The sequence below is a fragment of the Sorangium sp. So ce426 genome (assembly GCF_051475585.1).
GTDB lineage: Bacteria > Myxococcota_A > Polyangia > Polyangiales > Polyangiaceae > Sorangium > Sorangium cellulosum_B.
The window spans coordinates 1502428-1526986 of record NZ_CP150341.1 but is presented as its reverse complement, the minus strand read 5'-3'; the positions used below and the strand labels follow the sequence as shown (position 1 = coordinate 1526986).

Here is a 24559-nt window from a genome sequence, read left to right as displayed (position 1 = left end):
GACCTCAGTCGGAGCCGGCGTGTCCGACGCGCTCGTCGCCCATCCGGATCTCGAGGATGTGGAACTCGTCCCCGTCGAAGCCGTCGAACGACAGCGTCCCGCTCGCGTCGATGCTCTTCTCGACGACCTCCCCCGAGGGCAGGCTGACCACGGCGGTGAGCGGCCCGTCGTAGCCCTGGGGGCGCCTGATCTGAAACCTGGCGGGCATCGTCTGCGCGTCGTCTTTCCTGGGGGCGGTGCGCTTCTGTCCCTTGGCACCCCCGAGCTTCACGGCGACGCCGTGCAGCTCGGCGTGCGTCGCCGTGAGGACGAGCGAGGCCTGCTGGGTCTCCAGCTTGATCTCCTGGCTCCCCACGTCGAGCTTGTCGGTCAGCTTGATCTGCGTGGCCTCGCGCGTCAGCTCGAGCGCCTCGGTCGCGACCAGCTTGATCGCCTTCGTCTGGAGGGTGATCCCCGCCGGCGTCAGCGAGAGGACGGAGTCGCCGGATCGGATCTCGACGCCCTTCGGCGAGTGGAGCCGGACCTGCGCGGCGCCGACGATGCGCGACTCGCCGCTCGCGACGATCGTCGCGTTCGAGGGGCGCTTGACGCCGGCCTGGATGCGGACCTCTCCGCCAGCCTCCGACAGGAGCGCTCCGGCGGCCGCGACCTTGTCGTTGCCGCCGACCTCGACCGCGCGGTCGGCCGCGACGCGGCCGTTCGCGCCGCCCAGGATCGTCAGGTGATCGTCGCCGGACACCAGGGCCGCGCGGTCGCGCGTGACCCGCAGCGAGTCCATGCCGTCCACCTCGATCGTGCGGTCGACGGCCACGCTCGTCGCCTGCGAGCCGCCGATGCGCTCGGTCTGGTCGCCGAGGACGACGACCTCGTGGTTCTTCTGCGCGCGGAGGTGGACGAGCTCCTGGCCGCTCCGGTCGTCGAACGAGAGCTCGTTGTACCCGGCGCCGCTGTCGCCGGGCGTGCTCTGGGTGCGGATGCCGCTCTTCGTGACCTGATCCGGGACGGCGAAGGGCAGAGGGTTGGCGAGGTTGGGCAGGCAGGCCACGACGACCGGGCGATCCGGATCGCCGCCGAGGAACGAGACCAGCACCTCGGTGCCGACGCGCGGGATGAACTGGAAGCCGTACTGCGCCCCCGACCACGGCTGCGCGACGCGAATCCAGCACGAGCTGGTGCCGTCGTTCGGCTGGTCGCGGTCCCAGTGAAACTGGATCTTCACCCGGCCGTACGCGTCGGTCTCTATGTCGGCCCCCTCGGGGCCCACGACCACCGCGCTCTCGACGACCTGCGCCATGCGCCGCGGCGGCACGGGCCGGCAGCCGAGCACGCCGCACGGGGCTGCGACCACCTCGGCCTCGTAGCGGCGCCCGTGGTCGCCGAGGTTGCCGTGGTGGACGACGTGCAGCGCGACGAGCGGCGAGGTGCTCGCGACGTCCTGCGCTTCGACGACGAGCAGGCTTCCAGGCCCGAGGCCGCGCGCGCTCGTCTTGAGCCAGCACGTGTCGGACCGGACGCGGAGCTGGGCGAGCTTGCGCTCGAGGATGTCGCTGTCGACGCGCAGCCCGTGCTCGTGGCCGTGCGGCTCGTACCACTCGAGCGGGACGGCGCCCGCGCGCGGGGCGTCGTCGTGCCGGGCCTGGCTCGCGACGCCGCCGCGGTGCACGGGGATCGCGTTGGGCACGACCGACACGACTTGACCCGCGTTCGACGAAGCCCGCATGAAATCATACCGACGCAGCTCCACGGCCGTCGGATCGAGGCGCTCCAGCCGGCGGAACGCGGTGACATCCGCGACGTCGGGGGTGGTGAGGGCGGCGAGCCCGGGGCGGAAGGCCAACGCCTCGACGTCGGCCGGGTATCCCGTGGGGGAGTCGGCGACGACCAGGATCTCGCGCGGGCCGCCGATGCTCGGCGGCACGTCGGGGAGGAGCGGCGGGTGCTCGAACCAGAACGCGAGGCCCTCCTCGGCGAAGATGCGGGAGAGGAAGTCGTAGTCGGTCTCGCAGTACTGGGTGGCGTAGGGGCGAGGCTCGTGCGGCGCCGAGAGCCGCATCTGGAACGGCACGCCGTGCTCCGCCAGCACCTGGGCGGCGATGGCGTCGACGGTCATGTCCTGGAAGACGCGGGAGCTCGTCCTCTTGGTGAGGATGTAGAGGAGCGGGACGATGCGGACGCGGACCCGCTCGGTCTCGGTGTCGGAGGCGACGCGCGCGATCTCGCTGACGATCCCGTGGACGGAGCGGCCGAGATGGACGGTTGGAATCGTGAGCCGCGCGGGATCCCCGATCCGGAAGAGCGCGGCGGTAGCCGGCGCGACGACGGCGACGACGTCGAACGCGTACAGCTCGCTCATGCTCTCCTCGCCGCGGAAGGCGGCGACCTCGATGAGGGTCGGGGGCACGGCGCCGACGGTGAGCTGGAACTCGCGGAGGAAGGCCGAGGCGCCCTCCGTCCCGGCGATGCGATCGAGCAGCGGTTCGGCGAGCATAGAACGAGGGAGCGACCTCCCGGGCGAAGGACACGCCCGGGACAGCGCCGTGTCAAGCCCCGCGCCTGCGCCCTGGACACCTCCGGTCGGCTGGGCCGGGCGGCGGCGTGATACGATGTGCGTCGCACCGTGACGAGCCCGCGCCTCTGCATCGAGAGCCCGAGCCTCCGCATCGTGAGCCGCCGCCGGGCATGGGCGCTGCGAATCGCGGTCGTCGGCGGCTGGGGCGTCTCCATGGCGCTGCTCACCGCGTACGCGCCGGACCTCACCGGCATCTACGGCACCGCGCTGACGTTCCTGTGCCTGGCATTGCTCGTCGGCTCGCTGCGCGGCGGCCCCACCGCAGGCGCGGCCCGGCGCGGCCAGCCCGGCGCGGTCACCGCGGACGGCGGCGCGCTGTACGTGCAGATCGGCGGGCGCACGCGGACGATCGCGCGCGGCGACATCGTCGCAGGATGGACGGAGGAGGGCCGCGGCCACGGGCGCGTCATGCTGCAGATCCGGACGGGGGAGGTGGTCGCCGCCGACGTGACGGGCGCCGCCGACGGCCACGCGCTGCTCGAGGCGCTCGGCGTCGCGCCGGAGCAGCGCGCAGTCGCGGTGCAGCTCGGCTCGCCGCACCCCCCGGCGCGTCGCTTCGTCCTCGCGCTCGTGGGCCTCGTGTCGCTCGCAGTCGCAGCGCCGTCGGCGGTGCTCTCTGCCGCTCTGGCCACGGTGGTGCTGGGCGGTAACGACTACTGGCTCGGCTCGCTCGCGCTGATGGGCGCCCTGTCGGTGATCAGCAGCGTCGGCGCGTGGTGCTGCCTGCGGCCGCTCGTCGGCACGACCCTCCGGATCGGCACGGATGGCCTCTCCATCCGCCGGCTCCTCCGGCGGCGCTTCGTCCCGCGCGCGGGGATCGCGCGCGTGGGCGTGCGCGGGGCCGCGCTGGTCGTCGAGCGCCGGAGCGGCGGCCCGGTCGTGGTGATGACGTCGGGCGCCGAGGAGGCCGCGGCGCTGGCGAGGCGCGTCGCGGATGCGCTCGCCGGGCGCGCGGCGGCGGCGCCCGCCGAGACGCTCACGGCGCTCGATCGGGCGGGCCGGCCGCTCGCGGAGTGGAAACACGCGATCATCGCGCTGCTGCAGGAGAGCACAGGCTACCGGCGCGCCGGGATCGCCGCCGACGACCTGTTCAGCGTCGTGGAGGACGGCGCGGCCAGGCCGGAGCGCCGCGTGGCCGCCGCGGCGGCGCTCGCGTCCTCGGGCGGGCCCGCGGCGCAGGCCCGCGTGCGCGCGGCCGTCGAAGCGTGCGTGAGCACGAAGCTGCGCATCGCGATGCTGCGGGCCGCCGACGGGGAGATCGACGAGGGCGCGCTCGCGGCGGCCGAAGAGGAAGCGATGCGACGGGCGTGAGGAGCGCCGGGTGAGCCGCTTGCGGCCGAGGCCCCCGCCCTCCTACCATCGGTGCCCCGGTTCGCATCGGCTGGCGCGAAGGACCTTATGCCGAAGCTGGTCATACACGGCGCGAAGCTCAAGTGCAGCGAGGGGCTCTCCCCCTCCAGCCTCACCGTGCTCCCGATCATCGGCGCTGACGTCGACGAGCAGCCCACGGCCACCGTCATGGATCACGCGCCGATCGTCAACATCGCTCCTTTCGGCATGTGCAAGACGCAGACGAATCCGCAGGTCGCCGCCGCCACAGCCGCTGCGCAAGGTGTACTCACGCCTATGCCTTGCGTTCCGGTGATCACCGCCCCCTGGTCGCCGGGCTCCTCGGTCGTCACCATCTCGGACCAAAAGGCGCTCACTGACGACTCGAAATGCAAGTGTGCCTGGTCGGGGAGCATCGAGATCACCGATCCGGGCACGGGCGTGGAGATCGATTAGCATCAAACGCTCCCGCGATCGGCTTTACATTCGGAGGGCGCTTCCGAATCCAGATCATGTACGCGTACGCGTACGTGCACGGGCGGAACCGGAGGTTGCCGGTGAACGCTGCGATCCGAGCTGCGGAGCGCGTCCCTCAGCAGCCGCCGACGAAATGGCGCAGGAACTCGTCCGTTTCGCGGACGATGCGCGGGATCGAGGCCACGAGCTCGTGGCCGTCGTCCACCTCGATGAGACGGACATGCCGCTTCCCCGCGGCGAATGTCCGCGAGAGCTCGACGTCCACCACCTCGTCGCTCCGGCCGTGGACGATCAGCGTGGGTACACGCACGTCCGGCCAGCCCCCCGAGCGCTCATCCACCTCGGCGGCGTCGGCGGCGAAGCCGAAGTCCACCCGGGCTCGCTTCTTCTCCGCGTAGTCGTCGACCTCGATCCACCCCTGCTCCTCCCACGCCCGGAAGCCCTCCTCGCCCAGCCGCAGCCGCCATCGCTCCATGATCCGGAACGCGGGCGCGAGCAGCACCAGCGCGCACACGCGCGCGTCCTCCTCGGCGACGCGGCACGCGGTGAGGCCGCCGAGGCTCGATCCCATCACCACGGCCCGCTCGCGCTCTCCGCCGATCGCCTGCTTCACGGCGTCGATCATCGCGCGGAGGCGCAGGCGCTCGAACGAGGGGACCCGCAGGTCGAGCCGCTCGACGGCGACCCCGCGCTGCTCGAAGTGCGCGGCGATCCGGACGCCCTTGGTCGAGCTCGGGCCCGAGGCGAAGCCGTGCAGGTACAGCCAGCGCGGGCCGGCGGCGGAGGGCGGCGTCGTCAGGGTCATTCAGGCGGGGAGCCTACTCCCTCCACCGCGGCGCGACGATGGGGTATGACGTGCCGGAGAGACGCCATGATCCGCCCCGCAACCGCCGCCGATATCCCCACCATCGCCCGCCTCATCCGGATGCTCGCCGAGTACGAGCGGCTCGCGCACGAGGTCACGTTCGACGAGAGCGAGCTCGAAGCGCACCTCTTCGGGCCGAGGCCGGCGGCCGAGGTCGTCCTGGCCGAAGCGGAGGGGATCCCGGTGGGATTCGCGCTCTTCTTCCAGAGCTTCTCCACCTTCCTCGGCAAGCCCGGGATCTACCTCGAGGACCTCTTCGTGCTCCCGGAGCACCGCGGAGGAGGCCACGGCAAGGCCCTGCTCGTGCACCTCGCGAAGCTCGCTGTGGAGCGCGGCTGCGGGCGCCTCGAGTGGTCCGTGCTCGACTGGAACGAGCCGGCGCTCGGCTTTTACCGGAAGCTCGGCGCCAAGCCCATGGACGAGTGGACCGTCCACCGCCTCACCGGCGAGGCGCTCGCCCGGCTCGCGCAGGGCTGACGCGCTCGCCACGGGCGTTGCTCGTGGCGGCGCAACCGAGCACCACCGGCTGCTGCTGGAGCAGCAGCGGCCGCGCCCCCTCGGCGCGCTCGCGGCCCGATCGCGCCCGAGGCACGCCGTCCAGGCGACCACCGCGAGCGCGGGGGATCCTGGTACGGATGTTGCGAATCATGGTCGATGGCCGATGGCGGATTGCGAATCGCCCATCCCACACGCCGCGTGTGCTGAGAACGGCGGCGCGACTCCTGGACTCGGTCGCGACACGCCCGACTGCTCATCGTGGTCGAGCGAGAGTCCACAACGCCCCACCAGGACCGCCGCAGGCGCCGAGATGTCTTCCAACAACCTCACCGGGCTCGGCGTGCTGCGCCACCGGAGCTTCGCGTTCTACCTCGCGGCCAGGCTGCTCTCCGCGGTCGCGGTGCAGATCCAGAGCGTCGCGATCGGCTGGCAGGTCTACGCGCTGACCGGCGATGTCTTCGATCTGGGCCTCATCGGCCTCGCCCAGTTCGCGCCGTTCTTCGCGCTGATCCTCTTCGCCGGCCAGGCGGCGGATCGGTTCGACCGGCGCCGCATCATCACGGTCGGCCTCGCCGTGGAGCTGCTCTGCTCCCTCCTGCTGCTCGCGTTCACGGTGTCGGGCCTGACGGTCGTGTGGCCCGTGTTCGCGGTGCTCGTGCTGTTCGGCAGCGCGCGCGCCTTCATGATGCCGGCGCAGCAGGCGATCCTGATGAACCTGGTGCCGCAGGACAGCTTCAGCAAGGCGGTCGCGCTCAGCTCATCGAGCTTCCATGTCGCGGTCATCGTCGGACCGACGCTCGGCGGGCTCCTTTACCTCGCCGGGTCGAAGGTCGTGTATTCGATCGTCGGGGCGCTGCTCCTCGTCTCTCTCGTGCTCATGAGCCTCGTGCGCGCGACCCAGCAGGAGAGGCGCGCCGGGCCGACCTCGTGGAGCGCGGTGCTGGAGGGGCTGCGCTTCGTCTGGTCGAAGCCGGCGGTGCTCGGCGCGATCTCGCTCGACCTGTTCGCGGTGCTGTTCGGCGGCGCGGTCGCGCTCCTGCCCGCGTACGCGCGCGACGTGCTCCACGCCGGCCCGACCGGCCTCGGCCTGCTCCGCACGGCGCCGGCCGCGGGCGCCGCGATCACCGCCGGCGTCCTCGCCTTCCGGCCGATCACGCGCCAGGTGGGCCGCTGGATGTTCGGCGGCGTCGCGGTGTTCGGGCTCGCCACCATCGCCCTCGGGCAGACCCGGAGCTTCACCGTCGCGCTCATCGCCCTGTTCCTCGTCGGCGCAGGCGACATGGTGAGCGTCTATATCCGCCACATCCTCGTGCAGTTCGAGACGCCCGACTCCATCCGAGGGCGGGTGAGCGCCGTCAACGCGGTGTTCATCGGCGCCTCCAACGAGCTCGGCGAGTTCGAGTCCGGCCTCACCGCCAGCTGGTTCGGCCTGCTCCCCGCCATCCTCCTCGGCGGCGGCGCCACCCTCGTGGTCGCCGCGCTGTGGGCCCTCGGCTTCCCCGTGCTCAGCCGCATGGACCGCTTCCCCCACGCGAAGCGCGATGCCGAGGAGAGCGCGGACGGCGGCGGAACGGCCGAGGCCGCCGCGACGACGTGAGGACGTGAGCGTCCTCGGGAGCCGCGCTACTCCGAGCGGAGGGCCTCGATCGGGTCGAGCCGCGAGGCGCGCCAGGCCGGGTAGAAGCCGAAGACAACGCCGATCGTGACCGAGAGGCCGAGGCCGAGGAAGAGCGACCACGGCTCGACCTGGAACGCCCAGCGGCCGACCATGTGCGCGAGCAGCGCGCTGGCGAGCCAGGAGAGGGCGAGCCCCGAGAGCACGCCGAGCACCCCGCCGAGCAGCGAGACGGCCGCCGCCTCGCACAGGAACTGCAGCAGGATCGCGCGCGGCGAGGCCCCGACCGCGCGGCGGATGCCGATCTCCCGCGTCCGCTCGGTCACGGTCACCAGCATGATGTTCATGATGTTGATGCCGCCCACGATCAGCGCGACGACGCCGGTGCTGAGCAGCAGCATCTTGATGATGTCGAGGACGAGCTTCTCCTGGCCGTGGCTGTCCTCGTCCTCGATCCTGAAGTTCTTGACCCCGTGATGGCGGCGCTGGAGCGTCGCGTCGATGACGCCGCGGAGCGCGGCGAGCGGGGTCCGGACGGTGACGAGCGGATCCTGCCGGACGTACAGGCGGTCGGTCCTGTGCGACGGCGCGTAGAGCGCGTCGTAGGTGGTCTCCGGGACGAGGACCTTGCGGTTCCAGATGTTCGTGTCGTCCGTCGAGCCGAGGATCGGCCGGTCCTGGAGCACGCCGACGACCGTCCACACGTGGCCGTCGGCCGTCATGTGGAGGGGCTCGGCCTGCTCGGCCCGCGCCGGAGGGCCGCCGAAGAGCTCGGCCCAGACCTCGTGGCCGACCACGCACACGCGCCGCCGCGCCGCGAGATCCGCCTCGACGAGGAAGCGGCCCGCCGCGAGCTCCAGGTCGTAGAGGGCCGGCGCCGCCGGCACGGCGCTGACGAGGGAGATCCGCTTCTTCTTGCCGCCGGCGCGGGCCTCGGTCGGGCGCACCGACTCGCTCAGGGCCGAGGCGCCGCCGAGGGCGCGCGAGGCGGCGAGCGCGCGGGCGTCGTCCCGCGAGAGGTCGCGCCGGGTGCGGCGCCGGTCCTTGACGCTCACCTCCGCGGGGTGGACCTGGATGAGGTCGGCCTCCACGGCCTGCTGGCTCGCCCGGAGGAGCGCCTCCTCGCCGCCCGCGAGCAGCGAGGCGAGCAGCACGATCGAGCCGGTGCCGATGATGATGCCGAGCAGCGTGAGCGCGGCGCGGGTCCGGTCGGCGACCACGGCGCGCGTCGAGTGGAGGAGATCGTCGAGCCTCATCGCCGCATCGCCGCCACGGGGTCGAGCCGGCCAGCGCGCTTGGCCGGCAGCCACCCGAAGATCACGCCCACGCCGGAGGAGACGAGCAGCGCGGCGACGACGGCCGGCGTGGAGACCGCGCCGATCCAGCTCGGCGTGAAGCGGCGGATGACCATCGAGGCGAGCTCGGCCGCTGCGGCGCCGCCGGCGACCCCGAGCAGGCCGCCGAAGCCCGAGAGCAGCGCCGCCTCGGCCAGGAACTGCGCGCTGATGTCGCGCGGCGACGCCCCGAGCGCCTTGCGGATGCCGATCTCGCGCACGCGCTCGGACACGCTGACGAGCATCATGTTCATCACGCCCACGCCGCCGATGAGCAGCGCGACGCCCGCGATGAGGCCGACGATCGCCTTCATCGTGGTGAACAGGGCCTCGAATTTCTGCATGATGCTGCTGAAATCGAGGAGGGTGAAGTCGTCGACGCCGTGGTGGCGGTCGACGAGGAGCGCGTTGATGATGCGCTTCACCGGGTCGTTGTTGCGGACGTCGTCGGTCTTGATGACGAGCAGCGCCGAGGTGCTCACCGCCTTCTCGACGTCCGCCGCCGTGTCGAGCGGGGCGACGAGCAGGTCGACCCAGCTGAAGCCGAAGTTGACGCCCACCCGATCGGCGTCGGCCAGCACGCCGATGACCCGGCAGCGCAGGGCCCCGACCGTCACCCACCGGCCGATCGGGTCGCCGCGCCAGAGCCGCGCCGCGAGCTTCGGGCCGGCGACGCAGACCCGGGCCCGGCGGCGGTCCTCCTCGTCCGAGAACGTCCGGCCGCGCGCGACGGGCATCCGGAAGGCGTCGAGGAAGCCGCTGTCGGCCGCGATGAAGTCGGTGCGATCCTCCTTGCCCTCGTCGGAGATGACGTCGCGCGAGCCGAGCATGGCGTACATGGTGTGCTCGGCGACGTGGGGGACGCCGCGCGCGAGCCGATCGCGATCCCGGCGGGTGAAGCCGGTGACGTACATCGTCTTCTTCCGCTCGGCGCGCTCCGGCGCCTTCGGGACGACGAGGATGAGCCGCGCCCCGCCGAGCTGCTCGATGCCGCGGCCCAGCGTGAGCAGGCCGCCCTCCGCGAGCGAGGTCATGAGCACGATGGCGAAGGCGCCCAGGGTGATGCTGAGGACGGTCAGGAGCGACCGCAGCTTGTGCGCCGAGAGGGCCTTCGCGGCGATCGCGAGGTAGGCGGACCACCTCACATCTTCGTCTCGTTCGCGGCCGCCGAGGGCGGGTTGATGAGCACGCGGGCCCCCTCCGGGACGCCGTTCACGATCTCGACGTCGCGGTCGTTGCGCGCGCCGAGCGCGACCTCGACCTTCTCGGTCGTCTGCTTGCCGTCGGGGCCGTCGACGACGCGCGTGACGAGCTGCTTGCCGCCCTCGTCGGCGACGGCCTCGATGGGCAGCGAGACAACGCCCGGCCTGCTGTCGAGCCGGATGCGCACGTCCGCGGTCATGCCGGGCTTGATGAGGCCGTCGATCTGGGTGAGCTCGGCCTCGACCGGGAAGACGTCGACCTCGCGTCCCTCGAGCTTCACCGAGGCGGGCGCGATCTTGGTGACCCTGGCCGCGTACGTCTTGCCGGGCAGGGCGTCGAGCGTCAGGGTCGCCGTCTGGCCGAGCGCGACCTTGGCCACGTCGATCTGGTTGAGGTCCACCTTCACCACGAGCGTCGAGAGATCGGCCACGGTGAGCAGCGCCTTGCCGTTGAAGGTCGACTGCACGCCCGGCGTGACGACCTCGCCGGGCTCGATGTTGCGCTGGATGACGGTGCCGTCGAGGGGCGAGGAGATCTTCGTGTACCGGAGCTGGTCCCTGGCGGCGCTGAGCGCGACCTCGGCGAGCCGGATGGCGACGGTCTTCTCGGTGAGGTCGTGCTTGGCCGTGTCGAGCTCCTGCGCGGGGACGACGCTGGCCTCGACGCCGGCGGTCCGCTGCGCGACCACGCGCTTGGCGAAGCCCGCGGCGGCCCTGGCCCGGGCGAGCTCGGCCTCGGCGCGGGCGACCTCGCGCTCGTAGTCGGTCGGGTCGAGCACGAGCAGCAGCTGGTCCTTCTGGACCCGGGCGCCCTCGTCCGCGAGCACCTCGGCGACCTGGCCCGCGACCTTGGACTTGAGCTCGACCTGCTCGCGGGCCTCGATGCGCCCGGTCTCGAGGATCTCGACGGCGAGGTCGCCGCGCTTCGCGGTCACGACGAGCGCGGGGTCGATGGGCGCGGGGCCGGAGCCGGCCTTCGCGAGGACGGCGGCGCCGCCCCCGGCGAGCGCCAGCGCCCCGACGAGCCACGGCCAGAGCCGCCGCCGACGCCGGGCGCTCACGAGAGGCCTCCACGAGGCGACGACGACGGTCCAGGAACCGACGACGACGGTCCAGGAACCGATGACGACGGTCCAGGAACCGGCGACGACGGTCCAGGAACCGGCGGCGGGACGTCCACGCGCCGGCCGCGCGGGCCGGTGTCCTCGACGATGGCGCCGTCCCTGAAGGTGACGACGCGGGTGGCGTAGTCGGCGATCGAGCGGTCGTGGGTCACGACGACGACCGTCATCCCCTGCGCGTGCAGCGCGCAGAAGAGCTCCATGACCTGCCCGGTGGTGGCGGAGTCGAGCGCGCCGGTCGGCTCGTCCGCGAGGAGGAGCGGCGGCTCGTTGACGATCGCGCGGGCGATCGCCACGCGCTGCTGCTGGCCGCCGGAAAGCTGGTTCGGCAGGTGGTGCGCCCGGTCCTCGAGGCCGACGCGCGCGAGCGCCCGCGCGGCCCGCGCCCGCCGGTCGGCCGGCCGGACGCCGGCGTAGACCATGGGCAGCTCGACGTTCGCGAGGGCGGTGTCGCGCGGAAGGAGGTTGAACGACTGGAAGACGAACCCGATCTTGCGGTTGCGGAGCTGCGCCAGCTCGACCTCGTCGAGCTCCTCGACCGGCTCGTCGTCGAGGAGGTAACGGCCGCCAGTGGGGCGGTCGAGCGTGCCGATGACGTTCAGGGTCGTCGATTTGCCCGACCCCGAGGCGCCCATGATGGCGACCATCTCGCCCCGCGAGAGCTCCAGGGAGACGCCGCGGAGCGCCTGCACCTCCACCTCGCCCATCCAGTAGACCTTGGTGATCGCGTCGAGCTTCACGAGTGCAGCCATGAGGGTCCTCGGCGGTGGCCTGCGCGCCGTCCGCCGGACGGCCGCGACCCGCGCGAGCCCGGTTCGCCGGACCCGCGCGTGACGCACCAGGGTGCGCCGCTCTCGTCGTTCAGGCCATCGCGCTGCGAAGGCCGGCGGACGCGCTGAGGCGTAGGCGAAGCGCAGCAGCAAGGCAACTGCGGCGCAGGAGCGCGGCGGTCGCGCGCCGAGGCCACGGCAAGCGTGGCGCTGGCGGCGCTACAGCCCGGACGTTTCGACGAGCGCCAGGATCGCGGCCCCGGCGCCGTACGAGAGGTCGTCGCGGAGCTCGACCGCCGCGTAATCCTCGAGCTTTCCCACCGTCGTGGGCCCGGAGATTCCGGTCACCACCGGCCGCCCGGAGCCGTCGTCCTCGATGCGCGAGCGCACGCCTGCCATGGCGCGGTCGATCGCGGGGCGCACCGAGGCGTCGAGGAAGCCGTGGCGCAACCCGCGCGCGAGCCCGACGGCGAAGAGGGCCGTCGCGCTCGTCTCCAGGTAGATCTCGCCCGGGCGGTTCATGATGGTCCACCACAGTCCGCTGTCCTGGTCCTGCGCGCCCACGACCGCCGCGACCTGCCGCTCGAGCGCCCTGGCCACGGCGTCGTCGCGCTCGCCGCGCGCCGCGCGCACGCGGAGGTACTCGTAGCCGGCCGCCGTGACCCAGCCGTTGCCGCGCGCCCAGTACACGTCCGGATCCTGCGGCGCCGCCCAGTCGTACGCGTGCCGGAAGAGCCCGGGCTCGTCCTGGAGGAGCGAAGCGAAGATCTGGAATTGATTCGAGAATTCGTCGAGCGGACGCGCCTCGCCCGAGCGCTCGCCGGCGCGGACGAGCACGTTGCCGAACATGAACAGCGAGTCGACCCAGAGGGTGGGCTCGAACAGCGGCGACACGCCGAGGTGGTTGATGCCGCCCTGCTCCGTCCGGCGGGCCTCCTCGTAGAGGTAGCGGAGCACGTCGTCGGCGACCTTCGCATAGGGGGCCGCGCACGTTTCCTCGTGGAGCGCGAGCGCGGCCATGGCCGGCGGGCAGCGGTCGCTGGTCGTGATCTCGTAGCCGTACTCGAGGTGGCGGTCGGTGTAGCGCTGGTAGTAGTCCCGGTAGGGGGAGTGCTGCGTGACGCGGTACAGCTCGACCAGCGAGAGCATGACCGTGCCCTCGCCCCAGTCCCACGGCAGCGACTCCGCCGGGTGCTCGGCGATCCAGCGGTCGGCGATGGCGCGCGCCAGCGTGATGCTCTCGGAGTCGGGTGCGCGCTCGCGCGCGAACGCGTCCTCCGCTGACGGTGAGATCGGAGCGCACCCCGCCCCGGAGCTGCCCGGCTGCCCGGCGCCCGGTTCCCCCGCGCACCCGCCGGCCGCCGCAGCGCACGCGGCGGCAGCGAAGAGCAACGCGCGGAGGCGCGACGTGCGCGGCATGGGAGGGCGCGCTCTCGGGGGCATCTCACTCCTCCACGGCGAGGCCGGTCGCGTCGGGCGCGGTGACGCGGGGGCTCCCGTCGACGAGCACCCTGGTCCCCCTCGCCATCAGCGCGAACGGCCGCTCGCCCTCGATCCGCACCACGACGAGCTCCGCGTCGGTCTCGAGGACCTGCCCGCCAGGCAGCGCCAGCGCCTCCGGGGCTCCCTTGCTCCGCAGCACCGCGACGTCGGTCCCTCCTTCGCTCTCGATCCGCCACGCGACGACGCCAGGCTCCGCCGCGATCGGCGCCGCCTGGAGCGGCGCGTCGGGGCCCGCGTCCACGCCGACCTTGTAGGGCAGGAGCACCGCCAGGAACCCCGGCGCCTCGGCCTGCACGGCTGCGTCGATGACGGCGTGGTCGGCGGCCTTGCGGTCCTCCTCGAACTCGTGGACGTGGGGCGCGGTGAGCGGAGTGTACGGCGGCTCCCCGACGGCGAGCCCCGGCGACGTCGACTGCACACGCGCCTCGACGCCCGCCCGCGCCCGCTCCCATCGGCCGCCGTCGGGGAGGAGCTCGAAGGTGCCTCCGGACGTGAGCCCCGCGTAGCCGTGCAGCCGCCACGCGTGCGCGCGGGCCGCCGGGTGCGACGTCGAGAGGCGGTCGCCGACCACGAAGTAGCGGCCGTCGATGAAGGCCACGGATCGCTCGACGTGCGTGTCCTGGTAGTCCTGGTGCGCCTCCGCGTAATCGACGGCGTCGCCGTCATGGGTGTTCCGGAGGAACGCGTCCGCGTCGCCGAAATCGTTGAAGAGCCCCTTGTCGGGCGCGGATCGGCCGTCGATGAGGATCACGTTGTGCGACGGCGACTGGCTGGTCTTGGCGTTGTCGAGCGAATCGGGCTTGTAGTAGCCGGCGTCGATCAACAGGTACTCTCCGTAGGCCGCGAGGGAGAACGACGTGCCGTCCACGTGGTCGTGGATCGCCTTGCGCGCCGAGCCGTGCTCCGCGAGGAGCAGGAGCCAGCGCGCGTCGTCGCCCCAGTCCGAGCGGAACACCGCGTGGCCGGTGTCGGGGAAGAAGCGCGTGAGGAAGCGCGGCGCCTCGGGGGCCACCGCGTCGTCGACGTAGAGCAGGTGATGGGCGATGAGGTCGGCGCCGAACTCCATGGCCTGCGGGTCGCGGTTCTGCTCCCAGTCCCACAGGTACTCCCCGCTCCCGCCGAAGGAGGTGAGCAGCGGGCTCCCGTTGAACGGGGTGAAGACCCCGTCGTCGACCGGGGGCCGGCTGCCCCAGGGGAGTCGCAGCGAGAGCGACCAGTCGACCGCCTTCGTGAAGAGCCCGCCGCGCAGCGGGACCTCGAGCGCGCCCTGCTCGCCGTCGACGCAGCCGTGTCCGGCCCACGGGTCCTCGTCGGAGCGGGTACGGCAGTCGCGGGTGAAGGCCACCTCGCCCTCGAGCGCGTTGTCGAGGGCGATGAAGAACGCCGCCGTGGGGCCCCAGGCGAAGCCGGAGTAATACGGGCCCTCGGACGCCCCGCCGTCGGGCTGCACGTACTGCCCGTCCGGGCCCCAGAGGTAATCGAGCTCCGAGATCGACCAGCTCCACCAGGTCGCGGCCGCCGGGTGCTCGGGGAACGCGAGCGCCACATAACCGAGCGCGTCGGCGGTCCTGATCGGGTGGTTGTTCTGCGCGGGGCGCAGCAGGAGATCTCGATAGAAATCGTGCTCGAGGTACTTGGCGAAGAACTGACCGGTGATGTCGGTGATCTTGCTCTCGGCCTGGGCGGACTCCTCGTCGGGGAACCACGGCGTGGCGCTCAGGAGGTCCCACGTGTTCGTGTACCCCATGAGGATCTTCGCCATCCGGATGTTCATGTCGAGGACCGTGTTCGTGTCCCAGTCGGTCTCCAGGCGGCGCAGGAACTCGCGCGCCTTGTCGGCCGCCGCCCGGTCCTCGAAGGCCCAGGCGAGGAGGGCATTCGCCTGCGCGGTCGAGGCGTTGTTGCCGTTCGTCTTGTGGTCCCATGAAGCGGGGTCGGGCTCCTCCGCGTAAGGGCGGTCGGCGCGGCGCTTCAGGGTGGCGAGGATCGACGCGTAGGGCTCGCGATCGACGCGCGAGCGCAGGAGGTCGCGGTGCTCCGGGCGCGCGAGGAGCCGCGGATGGACGCCGGTGTCCCGCGGCTCGCTCGGCCCGGGGGCGTCCGTGCCGCATCCCGCGGTAGCGAGCGCGGCGCACGCGAGCGCCGGAGCGAGGGTGTGAAGAGAGAGAGGAAAACCGCGAGACCGTGATTTCATGGAAGGATGGGGCGAGGGCTCAGAGGGACGAGCTGGTGCGTGAGGCCCAGCGTATCAGCTCGCCCCGGCCTGGAGCCGCTCGAGTTCTCGCTACCGTGGGGCCGATCACCACATGTCCACGATGGGCAGTCTCGGCAGCCGCCGACACGCCGGAAGATCCGACCAGAGCGGAGATAACAACGCGGGTGACGCGCGGTCGCGAGGGGAATGCGGGAGAGGAGGAGTCTTCTGTGAGCCCGCCGGGATCAGCCCGGCAGGCGCCCCGGGGAGCATGGCCTGCGAGCTGAGCCGTGCCTGTTGCGGTGGCCTGGCGCGGGCTGCGTCGAGCGCGCTCGCGGCCTTCCCCGCGTGAGGGGGCGCGGTCGCGCAGGGTGGTGCGATCCTGCGCGGGCGTCTGCCTGCTGTGGCAGGACGCGACGGGCGGGGTGGAGCGACCGCGCCGCTCGCGCGGCCCCCCTCGACACAGGGGCTCCCCGCCGCGCGGTCTCCCGCTTGCATTGCTCGGCCTCGGTGGGGGGAGTCGAGGAGGTTGATATGGCGACCGAGCAGAAGCAGGGAATGGGCGCGCAGGGGCAGCAGGGCGCTGGCCTACAGGAGGGCCGCACCGAGAGCAGCGTGATCCCCGACAAGGACTACAACCTGGTCAGCGTGCTCTACCATACGCTCAAGGGCGCGCAGACCCACTCACAGTACATCCAGGACGCGAAGCAGCAGGGTGATCAAGAGCTCGCCTCCTTCTTCAGCGAGGTCCGGCAGGAGGAGCTGCAGCGCGCGGAGCGCGCGAAGCAGCTCCTCGGACAGCGGCTGAGCGGAGGGCGCCCGGGCCAGGGAGGGGCCCGCGGGAGCGCCTAGGGCTCACGGCGCTCCGGGCCGCGCTGACGAGCGATCAATCGGCGATGTACTGGTTCCGGCCGACGAAATCGAGGTACGGATACAACGCCGAGCGCAGGTTATCCACCTGAACACTCGAGTTGATGCCGCCGATCTCCCAGCCGTTCCACTTGGACGGGTTCCGGGTCGTCGCGTTCAGGAGCAGCGGCACCTCCAGCAATGACTCCACGACGCCGGTCGTGGACATCTTGTCGAAATCGACGAGGACCGGAGCGGTGTTGTCCGTCAGGTTCTTCACCCAGACACGCGCGGCGCCGAAGTCACCGCCCGCGACGCCGTCGATGTCGCGGCTCGGGTCGATCTGCACCTGGATATCGTACCACTTGCCCGAGGCCGGCGCGAAGTTGGTCGCCTTGTACAGCTCACCGCTGTCCCGCGACCCCCGGAGGCGCAGCTCCCCCTGCTCGAACTGCACAAGGAACCCGACGTAGTTGTTCGGGGTGAGGCCGTTGCTCGCGCTGGCGACCGTGTTGACAGGAGCGAAGTGAACCCCTGTGGTGCCGTACAGCTGGCCGGAATAGACCGTCAGGTCGCTCGCGTCGTGGTCGGTCAGCTCGGTCTCCCACCAGGCGCTGGCCGCGCTCGATCCCGTCGGACGAACCGCGAGCGCGGAGGGATTACCGGTGCCGTACGGCGCAGAAGCCGTGAGCTGCCCCGGCCCGCCGGAGGCCGGACCCTTCCACACGAGCTGCGGAACGACCTGGCTGTCCATGGCGACGCCAGACTGATAATGATCGAAATTGTCATTCAGCTGCGGCACGTAGTACCCCATCGAGAGGTCATCCACGGCGTTGCTGTCGCCGTAGGCCGCCACGATGAACCCGTTGAAATTGGAGGGGTTCTTGTTCACGCCCATGAGCAGCGGGACGACCAGCACCCGCTCGGTCACGCCGGTCGTGTTGATATTGTCGAAGACGACGCGCGTGAAGTCCTTCTGCCCGTCCGTCACATTGCGGACGTACAGCGAGCCGAGGCCGGTGCCCACGGTGGGGTTGACGACCAGCTTCACCTCCAGCCATTTGCCCATCGTGGCGGGGATGTTGACGGCTTGATAGATATCTCCGCCGTCATAGCCGGAACGAAGGCGGAGCGCCCCCCAGGCCATGGAGACGGTCGGCCCCTGGTAGGCAGGGACGGCGTAGCCCGTCGGGCTCCCGCCGGCCACGTTGATCGGCTCGAACGCGACGCCCGAGATGGCGTTGTAGAGGAGACCCGAGTAGACGACCTTGTCCGTGCTGCTGAAGCTCGGACCGTCGAACGCGGACCAGGCCACCTTGCCGTTGTAGCCTCCCGTGGAGACGATGCTCTGCTCGGAGTCATTCCCGCTCCCCGGCGGCGAGCCGATCGCGAACTTGTCCGGGTTCGCCCCCGTCCAGCTGTTCGCGCCCTGGTTGTTCATCGCGTTGCCAAAGACGTGCTGCTCGTAATCCTCGCGATCCATGGTGCAGGCCTCATACTGAAGGCGCACGTGGTCGTGGTAAGCGACGTCCGGCGACTGGGAGGGCAGCGCCGCCACAGAAGACCAGTCGGCGTGCTGCGTCGTGGTGTTCATGTTGCTCACCAGCACATCGACGCGGCCCCCTCTCTGAACGCCGGACCACTCGATGCCGGCGTTCTTGTTGGTCGCCAGGTTGAGGGTGCGCAGCTCGCCGTCCCGCGCGAACACGCCGTCCAGCGCCTGCCACGCGTCAGCCATGTCGGCAGTGAACGCGAGCGTCGCGGTGACGACGTTGCCATACGTCTGGTAGTAGTAGGTGGTGGCCCCCGTCTGGTTGACGTTGACCTCCCACGTCCTGAACCCATTCGCCCCGCGGAGCCGGTAGTGCTGGACCTGCGCGACGTTGTCCGTCGGCAGGAGGACCTGCGACTGAGGCACACCATAGTTGGGCTTGTTGACGAAGTCCGCGATGTAGGGGATCAACAAATCACCAGCAGGAAGGTGGCGCGCCGCCACGCTCACCGTCTCGAGCCCCTGCCAGAAGATCGCGGAGATCTGGGTGGGCGCCGTTCCGCCGACATAAGGCACGCCGTTGATCGAGGAGGCGATATGCAGCGCCGCTTGGCTCGAGCTGTACGCCACCGGCATCGCGACATTGATGCCTGACGTATAGTAGATATCCTCTCGATCGATCTTGAACTGCTCACCGACATTCCAGGGCCACGCGCCGGACGTATCGACGCTCATCCCAGGGTAGTAGCCGTAGTTGCCCACGTACGCCCCTGAGATATTCGGGTCCGGGTCGGTCCGAACGCGGTCGACGTTGTCGAGGAGCAGATCGTATTGCGTCTGGGTGTCCCCCTCGACATCCATCAACAGGTAATCGAGCGCGTAGCCGTTGCTGCTGATCCAGTCGAGCGCCGGGTCCAGCGTCGCCAGGCCCCACCCCCTGGTCTCGAGCCCCGTGGGGACCCCGGCCAGGGTGTTGCTGATGATCACGTCGTCGTAGTCGCCCCGCTCTGCCCACCCCACCGCGACGATGTCTCCCCCGTTCTGGACAATCTCGGGGTTGGTCGGCTCGATCGCCTGCCAGCTCGTGAAGTACCCATCGGCTTGCGCCATCGCGGTCGAGCCGCTCTCGAGCACGCCGAGCAGCGCGCCTCCCATCACGAGCGCCCAATGCAGCGCTGTTCTGTTCTTACCGTTCGTTCGCATCTGAGACACCTTCTTCATGGCGTTCTGGTAACGGCCCCGAGACGCATCTCGGCCATGGGCAGGCGCGGTCGGGCGCAGGGGGACGGCGCAGGCTGCGCCGCCCGCGGCGGGCTCTCCGATTGGATCACAAGGACGGAAGGGATTGGGCCAAAATCGTCCGTCCTGCGTGTCCGCGCATCCAGCGCGCCGCAAGAAAATTGAAGTGCGTGTACAGACGCTGGTCGCGAGCCGCTCCGATCAGGGGCTCACCGGTCGGGGCGCCCCTTGTGAGGCGCCCCTTCGCACCGAGCGGTTACTGGAGGGTCGGCGCCGTCCACTTCATCCACCTGTTCAGATCGGCCGTCGCCCCGTCGCCCTTGAGCAGGTTGGTGTCCGCGGTGCCGCCGCCGACAAGGAACTTCTTTACGTACGCATCGAGGGCCGCCCTCTGCGAGGACGGGAACGCGCAGTGGGCATGGGCGGCGGTCTGCCAGTAGCCCATCTTGTCCGGCACCCCGAGCCCCTTCCAGATCTGCTGGGCGATGGACCCCGCCGTGAAGGTGCTGTTGATGCCGAGCCAGTCGATCCTGTTGTCGATGACGAGCAGCGCGCGCGGCGCGACGAGCCCCATGACCATGTGATGATCGAACGGGAGCGACGTCACCCGGTTGCCGAAGGTCGAGCCGAAGTTCGCGCGGAACCACGGCTGCTCGCTGGCCGCGCTGGACAGGGTCTGCACGTTCTCCCCGGCGTTGGCGCCCGCCTGCGAGACGCGCCAGCTCGCCGAGCCGCCGGCGCCCGACTCCTGGGGGATCGTCAGCACGATGCGCTCGTCGAACGCACCTGCCGTGAGGGCGCCCTTGCCGTTGCGCGAGCAACCCGTCACGGCGATGCGCTTCGGATCGATGTTGGCGCCCGGGGTCTTCTCCAGCGCGTCGATGATCCGGCTCACGCCCCAGGCCCACGCGATCATCGAGCTGGCCGAGTGGTTGCTGCCGTACAGGTTGTAGAACGTGCCCGTCCCGCGCGAGCCGCCGCCGTTCTGGGCGCCCATCGCGTTGTTGTCGAAGGTCGCCATCGCGACGCCGTTCTGCGTGAACACGCTGGTGTCGAGGTTGTTGCCACCGATGCCGATGACGAGCGGGATCGGACCAGCAGGCGCGCCGGAAGGCCGGCTGATGTTGATGGAGAAGGAGGCGCTCTTCCCTGCGTCGTTGACGTTGACCGTCAGCCTGTTCGCCGAGAACTGCCCCGTGACATTGTCCTTGGACACCACGGGCTTCGATCCGGACTCATACGTCTCGACCTGCGACTTGATCTCCGCGCGCCGGCACGCCCACTCCGACTTCTTCGTGATACGTGAGCCGCTCAAGCTCAGGAACGGATCGTGATGCGTGTCGAACACCGGGAGAGACGAGGCGGCGGGCAACGTCGGCCTGGGGCAGCTCGCGCCGCTGTCCTCGACCGCGCCCGTGCTCCCGCCCGACCCGCCGGAGCCGCCGGACCCGCCGGAGCCGCCCGCACCGGAGCCCCCTGCACCGCCGGAGCCGCCTGCCCCGCCCGAGCCGCCCGCACCCGAGCTGCTGCTCGATGACGAGCTGCTGGTCGACGACGAGCTGCTGCTCGACGACGAGCTCGCGCTGCTGCTCGACGAGGAGGACGCGCCCGTGCCGACGACCGTGCCTCCGCTGCCGGTGACCGACGCGACGGCGGGCCGCCCGCTGCCGTTTGCGCAGAACCCCCACTCCACCCAACCTTTCTCCTTGATCGCTGCGTTGTGGGTCACGTTCGTGGCGGTGAACTGCCCGTTCGAGGACACGGGGGTCACGTTCCACGCATTGGCCAGCGTCGAGCCGTTGAGCCGGACGACCACGTTCCAGCCGGTGGTGGCCGGGGAGCGGGACTTGTTCGTCACCCTCACGTTCGCGCAGTAGCCGTTCCCCCAGTCCGACTGAATCGCGATATCCGCCGACATCGAGCCGTCTGCGCTGTCCAGGGCGCCGTCCAGAGAGTCGAGGTCCTCTTCCTCGATGGGCTCCACGGCGCACGCAAGCAGACCGAACGCGAACGAAGCGGAAACGCAGCCAAGCAAGCGAGTGATACGCATAAGATTCTCCATGATAAGAACGGCCGAGTCGCGGGCTTCTGCTCAAGGTGGAACCGTGCACCAGCGAGACGCCCGGGAACCCTCGTTCAATTGTAGAGCTCAATATTCCCGGCCAGCGTGCGCCTGATCATGAACGCCTCGCAAACCTTGCCGACCCCATGCCTGCAACCACGGTGTTCGTCGGACAGCAACTCACATGCGGATACCCCGCGATGGGGCGGGGCACCATGAGAAAGCAAGAGCAACTCGGAAACGCAGCAGCGAGGAGCGAGCGCTCCTGGCAGCAATCTCCCCCCGAGTCGGTCCTCCGGATCGTGCCGCCGTCGCTCAGGCTGCCTGGGCGCGCGCCATCGTCGCCATCGTCGCCATCGTCGCCATCGTCGAGTCACGCCGTTCCGAGCCAGATGCCGCCGTCGATCCACGCCAGCACCTGGCGCAGCTCCGCGCGCTCCGCGGGCGTCTCGTACGGCGGGATCAGCGCGGCGCACTTCCCAGTGGAAGGCGCCTCGATCACGGTTATTGGCAGTTTCAGTCCGCGTTTCTGACGTTTTTTGCTCAGACCCCGCCAGAAATACAGGAACGCTGAACACTTCGCACACAACCGTACGAGAAGCGACCTCTGACGAGGTGGGCAAGGCATGACGGAGCCGCGGTGCGTTGCGGTCTTGCACGGGGCGTTTAGCCCTTGACGGGCGTCGAGATTCACCCTCGAGATCCGCGAGTCGGTTTGTTCACTCTCTTTCCCGAGCCACCCTCCATGGAAAGGCTGATTCAGATGGCGCCTCCTTCGGAAAACAAGATGTCACGCTGCGCGGGTCGACCGCCCACCAGGCGGCCTCATTCGATGAAGATCCTGAGGGTGCCGCTCCTCGTCGTCGGGCTCTTGAGCGCGGCGCTCGCGGGCGCCTGCTCCTCGAGCGGCACCGATGAGCCGAACGAGGTGACCGGCAGCGGCGGCTCCAGCGCGGCGGGGAGCCCCAGCGGGGCCACCGGCACAGGCGGCGGGAGCAGCGGCGCGAGCAGCGGCGCGAACAGCGGTACGGGCAGCGGCGCCTCGGTCGGCCAGGGCGGCGGGGACACGGGAGCATCGACCGGGAGCACGGGCGGGATGTCGGGGTCCGACGAGGTGTACACCGTGCCGGACGAGCTGCCGGAGGAGACGGGCGCAGACCTCTGGCTCAGGTACCCGAAGGTGCCGATCCCGGGGCGCCTCGCGGAGTACCAGGCGGCCTTCAAGCGCGTGGTCAAATCGGGGACCGGCGCGAGCCTCGACATCGCCGAGGCCGAGCTCGTCAAAGGGCTGAGCGGGTTGACGGGCGGAACGGTCGGGACCGGCGCGGCCGTCGACGGGCCGGGCGCCGTGGTGATCGGGACGGCCGCCGCGGACGTCATCAAGGGCCTGCCGCTCGCAGCGCGCCTCGGCGCCCTCGGCCCCGAGGGCTACCTCGTCGAGGCCGCCGACGTCGGAGGCCAGCCGGTGATCGCCGTGGCCGGCAACACGGAGGTGGGTGTGCTCTATGGCACCTTCGCGCTCCTCCGGCACGTCCAGAGCCACAGCGCCCTCGACAAGCTGTCGCTCACCGGCTCTCCGAAGATCGGCCATCGCATCCTGAACCACTGGGACAACCTCGATCGCAGCGTGGAGCGCGGCTACGCGGGCCGCTCCATCTGGGACTGGAGCGCGCTGCCCGGCACGCTCTCCCCCCGTTACAAGGACTACGCGAGGGCCAACGCCTCCATCGGCATCAACGGGACGGTGCTGACCAACGTGAACGCCAACGCGCAGGTCCTGACGCCGTCGTACCTTACGAAGGTCAAGGCGCTCGCCGACGTCTTCCGCCCTTACGGCATCAAGGTCTACCTCACGGCGCGATTCAGCGCGCCGGTCGAGATCGGCAACCTGAGCACGGCGGATCCGACCAACGCCAGCGTCAAGCAATGGTGGACGAACAAGGTCAACGAGATCTACAAGCAGATCCCCGACTTCGGTGGTTTCCTCGTGAAGGCGAACTCCGAGGGGCAGCCAGGGCCGCAGGACTACGGGCGGACCCACGCCGACGGCGCCAACATGCTCGCCGACGCCCTCGCGCCGCATGAAGGCATCGTGATATGGCGCGCCTTCGTCTACTCCGACACGAGCCCCCCGGACCGCATCAAGCAGGCCTACGAGGAGTTCAAGCCTCTGGACGGCAAATTCAAGAGCAACGTCCTCGTGCAGGCCAAGAACGGCCCGCTCGATTTCCAGCCCCGGGAGCCGTTCCATCCGCTGCTCGGGGCCATGCCGAAGACGCCCCTCGCCCTCGAGCTCCAGATCACGAAGGAGTACCTCGGCGAGGACACGCACCTCGCCTACCTCGGCCCGCTCTTCGAGGAGGTCCTCAAGGCGGACACCTACGCGGGCGGCGAGGGCTCGACCGTGGCGCGGGTCATCGACGGCACCCTCCACAAGTATGCGACCACCGCGATCTCGGGCGTCGCCAACGTGGGTGACGACACGAACTGGACGGGATCGCAGATGAACCAGGCGAACTGGTACGTGTACGGGCGCCTGGCGTGGAACCCGGACCTCTCCTCGGAGGCCATCGCGGAGGAGTGGGTCCGGCAGACCTTCTCGAACGACCCCGTCGTCGTCGAGCCGGTCGTCCAGATCATGATGCAGTCACGCGAGGCGCTCGTCGACTACATGACGCCCCTCGGCCTCGTCCACATCATGGGCAACGACCATCACTACGGGCCTGGGCCGTGGCTGAACAGCCTGGGCCGCGTCGAGTGGAACCCGGTCTACTATCACAAGGCGGACGCGAACAGCATCGGCTTCAACCGCACCTCGTCGGGCAGCAACGCTGTTGCCCAGTACGCCGCGCAGGTGGGACAGACGTTCGGGAGCCGGGACACGGTGCCGGACGATCTCGTGCTCTTCTTCCACCGCGTCGGCTGGAACGACAAGCTGAAGTCCGGCAGGACGGTCTGGGAGGAGCTCGTCCATCGTTACAGCCAGGGCGTCGATGAGGTGGGGGTCATGCGAGAGACATGGAAGTCCGTCGAGGGCCGTATCGATGCCAAGCGCTTCGGTGACGTGAGCGACTTCCTGCAGATCCAGCACTACGAGGCGCGCTGGTGGCGCGACGCGTGCCTCGCCTACTTCGGCTCGGTGTCGAAGCTCCAGGTCCCGAGCGGCTACGCCCCCCTGTCGAACACGCTGAGCTTCTACCAGGGGCTCCGCTGCCCGTCCGACGCGAAGAAGCCCCGCTGCTCGCAGGTCTATACGGGGAATCCGTCCCCGGCCATCCTCCAGTGAGAGCAGTGAGAGCGCAGTGAGAGCGGCGGGCCGGCTCGGTCTGGCCCGCGGCCCGCTGGCGATCTTCACGCTTCACGCCCCTGCCCCTGCCAAGCGCACGGCACCCTCTGGATCTCGCTGACTCCGCGATCTGAAGCGGGGCGCAGGTTCGTGT

The 24559-nt window shown here is 70.5% G+C and carries 17 protein-coding genes and 1 pseudogene; 6 read left to right on the top strand and 12 right to left on the bottom strand.

The window, feature by feature from the left end; all coding sequences use genetic code 11:
- Nucleotides 1–4: 4 nt before the first annotated feature.
- Complete coding sequence (locus WMF44_RS05635) at nucleotides 5–2488, bottom strand: type VI secretion system Vgr family protein (protein ID WP_437298090.1); 2484 nt, start codon at nucleotides 2486–2488, stop codon at nucleotides 5–7.
- A gap of 129 nt (nucleotides 2489–2617) precedes the next feature.
- On the opposite strand from WMF44_RS05635, the gene WMF44_RS05630 reads away from it, so the two are divergent.
- Together WMF44_RS05630 and WMF44_RS05625 are read left to right on the top strand one after the other, a co-directional pair.
- The gene (locus WMF44_RS05630) at nucleotides 2618–3880 is read left to right on the top strand and encodes a PH domain-containing protein (RefSeq protein ID WP_437298089.1); all 1263 of its coding nucleotides are present in this window, start codon (nucleotides 2618–2620) and stop codon (nucleotides 3878–3880) included.
- An 87-nt stretch (nucleotides 3881–3967) separates the two neighbouring features.
- Complete coding sequence (locus tag WMF44_RS05625; protein ID WP_437298088.1) at nucleotides 3968–4354, top strand: DUF4280 domain-containing protein; 387 nt, start codon at nucleotides 3968–3970, stop codon at nucleotides 4352–4354.
- A 136-nt stretch (nucleotides 4355–4490) separates the two neighbouring features.
- Here WMF44_RS05625 and WMF44_RS05620 read toward each other — a convergent pair whose 3' ends face one another.
- Complete coding sequence (locus WMF44_RS05620) at nucleotides 4491–5180, bottom strand: YqiA/YcfP family alpha/beta fold hydrolase (protein ID WP_437298087.1); 690 nt, start codon at nucleotides 5178–5180, stop codon at nucleotides 4491–4493.
- A gap of 66 nt (nucleotides 5181–5246) precedes the next feature.
- Between WMF44_RS05620 and WMF44_RS05615 the strand changes: the two genes are divergently transcribed.
- Entirely contained in the window at nucleotides 5247–5717 is a 471-nt protein-coding gene (locus WMF44_RS05615; protein ID WP_437298086.1) for an N-acetyltransferase family protein, read from the top strand.
- Between the two features lie 331 nt (nucleotides 5718–6048).
- Nucleotides 6049–7335, top strand: a complete 1287-nt coding sequence (locus WMF44_RS05610) for an MFS transporter (RefSeq protein WP_437298085.1) — start codon at nucleotides 6049–6051, stop codon at nucleotides 7333–7335.
- 26 nt (nucleotides 7336–7361) lie between these two features.
- Here the strand turns inward: WMF44_RS05610 and WMF44_RS05605 are convergent, their stop codons facing one another.
- From WMF44_RS05605 to WMF44_RS05580, 6 genes are all read right to left on the bottom strand, one after another.
- Entirely contained in the window at nucleotides 7362–8609 is a 1248-nt protein-coding gene (locus tag WMF44_RS05605; protein ID WP_437298084.1) for an ABC transporter permease, read from the bottom strand.
- A complete protein-coding gene (locus WMF44_RS05600; RefSeq protein WP_437298083.1) occupies nucleotides 8606–9832 on the bottom strand; it encodes an ABC transporter permease in 1227 nt (408 codons plus the stop codon). The genes WMF44_RS05605 and WMF44_RS05600 overlap by 4 nt, the downstream gene beginning before the upstream one ends.
- The gene (locus WMF44_RS05595) at nucleotides 9829–10950 is read right to left on the bottom strand and encodes an efflux RND transporter periplasmic adaptor subunit (RefSeq protein ID WP_437298082.1); all 1122 of its coding nucleotides are present in this window, start codon (nucleotides 10948–10950) and stop codon (nucleotides 9829–9831) included. Before WMF44_RS05595 ends, WMF44_RS05600 begins: the two co-directional genes overlap by 4 nt.
- Complete coding sequence (locus WMF44_RS05590; protein WP_437298081.1) at nucleotides 10947–11762, bottom strand: ABC transporter ATP-binding protein; 816 nt, start codon at nucleotides 11760–11762, stop codon at nucleotides 10947–10949. Before WMF44_RS05590 ends, WMF44_RS05595 begins: the two co-directional genes overlap by 4 nt.
- Nucleotides 11763–11999: 237 nt before the next feature.
- The gene (locus WMF44_RS05585) at nucleotides 12000–13199 is read right to left on the bottom strand and encodes a glycoside hydrolase family 88/105 protein (protein ID WP_437298080.1); all 1200 of its coding nucleotides are present in this window, start codon (nucleotides 13197–13199) and stop codon (nucleotides 12000–12002) included.
- 25 nt (nucleotides 13200–13224) lie between these two features.
- Nucleotides 13225–15477: a heparinase II/III domain-containing protein gene (locus tag WMF44_RS05580; protein ID WP_437298079.1), complete on the bottom strand. Its 2253-nt coding sequence runs from the start codon at nucleotides 15475–15477 to the stop codon at nucleotides 13225–13227.
- A gap of 534 nt (nucleotides 15478–16011) precedes the next feature.
- Here WMF44_RS05580 and WMF44_RS05575 point away from each other — a divergent pair.
- The gene (locus WMF44_RS05575; protein ID WP_437298078.1) at nucleotides 16012–16329 is read left to right on the top strand and encodes a hypothetical protein; all 318 of its coding nucleotides are present in this window, start codon (nucleotides 16012–16014) and stop codon (nucleotides 16327–16329) included.
- Between the two features lie 34 nt (nucleotides 16330–16363).
- Here the strand turns inward: WMF44_RS05575 and WMF44_RS05570 are convergent, their stop codons facing one another.
- The 4 genes and pseudogenes from WMF44_RS05570 to WMF44_RS05555 all read right to left on the bottom strand — a co-directional run bounded on the left by WMF44_RS05570 (nucleotide 16364) and on the right by WMF44_RS05555 (nucleotide 21621).
- On the bottom strand, nucleotides 16364–19039 hold the full coding sequence (locus WMF44_RS05570) for a hypothetical protein (RefSeq protein WP_437298077.1): 2676 nt from the start codon (nucleotides 19037–19039) through the stop codon (nucleotides 16364–16366).
- A gap of 274 nt (nucleotides 19040–19313) precedes the next feature.
- The gene (locus WMF44_RS05565) at nucleotides 19314–20405 is read right to left on the bottom strand and encodes a glucuronyl esterase domain-containing protein (protein ID WP_437301531.1); all 1092 of its coding nucleotides are present in this window, start codon (nucleotides 20403–20405) and stop codon (nucleotides 19314–19316) included.
- Nucleotides 20406–20750: 345 nt separating this feature from the next.
- Nucleotides 20751–20975 (bottom strand): annotated as a pseudogene (locus WMF44_RS05560) (cellulose binding domain-containing protein); the annotation flags it as partial.
- A gap of 517 nt (nucleotides 20976–21492) precedes the next feature.
- A complete protein-coding gene (locus tag WMF44_RS05555; RefSeq protein WP_437298076.1) occupies nucleotides 21493–21621 on the bottom strand; it encodes a hypothetical protein in 129 nt (42 codons plus the stop codon).
- Between the two features lie 330 nt (nucleotides 21622–21951).
- Between WMF44_RS05555 and WMF44_RS05550 the strand changes: the two genes are divergently transcribed.
- Nucleotides 21952–24405, top strand: a complete 2454-nt coding sequence (locus WMF44_RS05550) for an alpha-glucuronidase family glycosyl hydrolase (protein WP_437298075.1) — start codon at nucleotides 21952–21954, stop codon at nucleotides 24403–24405.
- The last annotated feature ends 154 nt before the right edge of the window (nucleotides 24406–24559 follow it).

Excerpts from the sequence above, each read along its gene's own strand:
- WMF44_RS05635 (WP_437298090.1), bottom strand. The coding sequence starts at position 2,488 with ATGCTCGCCGAACCGCTGCTCGATCGCATCGCCGGGACGGAGGGCGCC.
- WMF44_RS05625 (WP_437298088.1), top strand. The coding sequence starts at position 3,968 with ATGCCGAAGCTGGTCATACACGGCGCGAAGCTCAAGTGCAGCGAGGGG.
- WMF44_RS05620 (WP_437298087.1), bottom strand. The coding sequence starts at position 5,180 with ATGACCCTGACGACGCCGCCCTCCGCCGCCGGCCCGCGCTGGCTGTAC.
- WMF44_RS05615 (WP_437298086.1), top strand. The coding sequence starts at position 5,247 with ATGATCCGCCCCGCAACCGCCGCCGATATCCCCACCATCGCCCGCCTC.
- WMF44_RS05610 (WP_437298085.1), top strand. The coding sequence starts at position 6,049 with ATGTCTTCCAACAACCTCACCGGGCTCGGCGTGCTGCGCCACCGGAGC.
- WMF44_RS05605 (WP_437298084.1), bottom strand. The coding sequence starts at position 8,609 with ATGAGGCTCGACGATCTCCTCCACTCGACGCGCGCCGTGGTCGCCGAC.
- WMF44_RS05590 (WP_437298081.1), bottom strand. The coding sequence starts at position 11,762 with ATGGCTGCACTCGTGAAGCTCGACGCGATCACCAAGGTCTACTGGATG.
- WMF44_RS05585 (WP_437298080.1), bottom strand. The coding sequence starts at position 13,199 with ATGCCGCGCACGTCGCGCCTCCGCGCGTTGCTCTTCGCTGCCGCCGCG.
- WMF44_RS05580 (WP_437298079.1), bottom strand. The coding sequence starts at position 15,477 with ATGAAATCACGGTCTCGCGGTTTTCCTCTCTCTCTTCACACCCTCGCT.
- WMF44_RS05575 (WP_437298078.1), top strand. The coding sequence starts at position 16,012 with ATGGCGACCGAGCAGAAGCAGGGAATGGGCGCGCAGGGGCAGCAGGGC.
- WMF44_RS05570 (WP_437298077.1), bottom strand. The coding sequence starts at position 19,039 with ATGAAGAAGGTGTCTCAGATGCGAACGAACGGTAAGAACAGAACAGCG.
- WMF44_RS05550 (WP_437298075.1), top strand. The coding sequence starts at position 21,952 with ATGAAGATCCTGAGGGTGCCGCTCCTCGTCGTCGGGCTCTTGAGCGCG.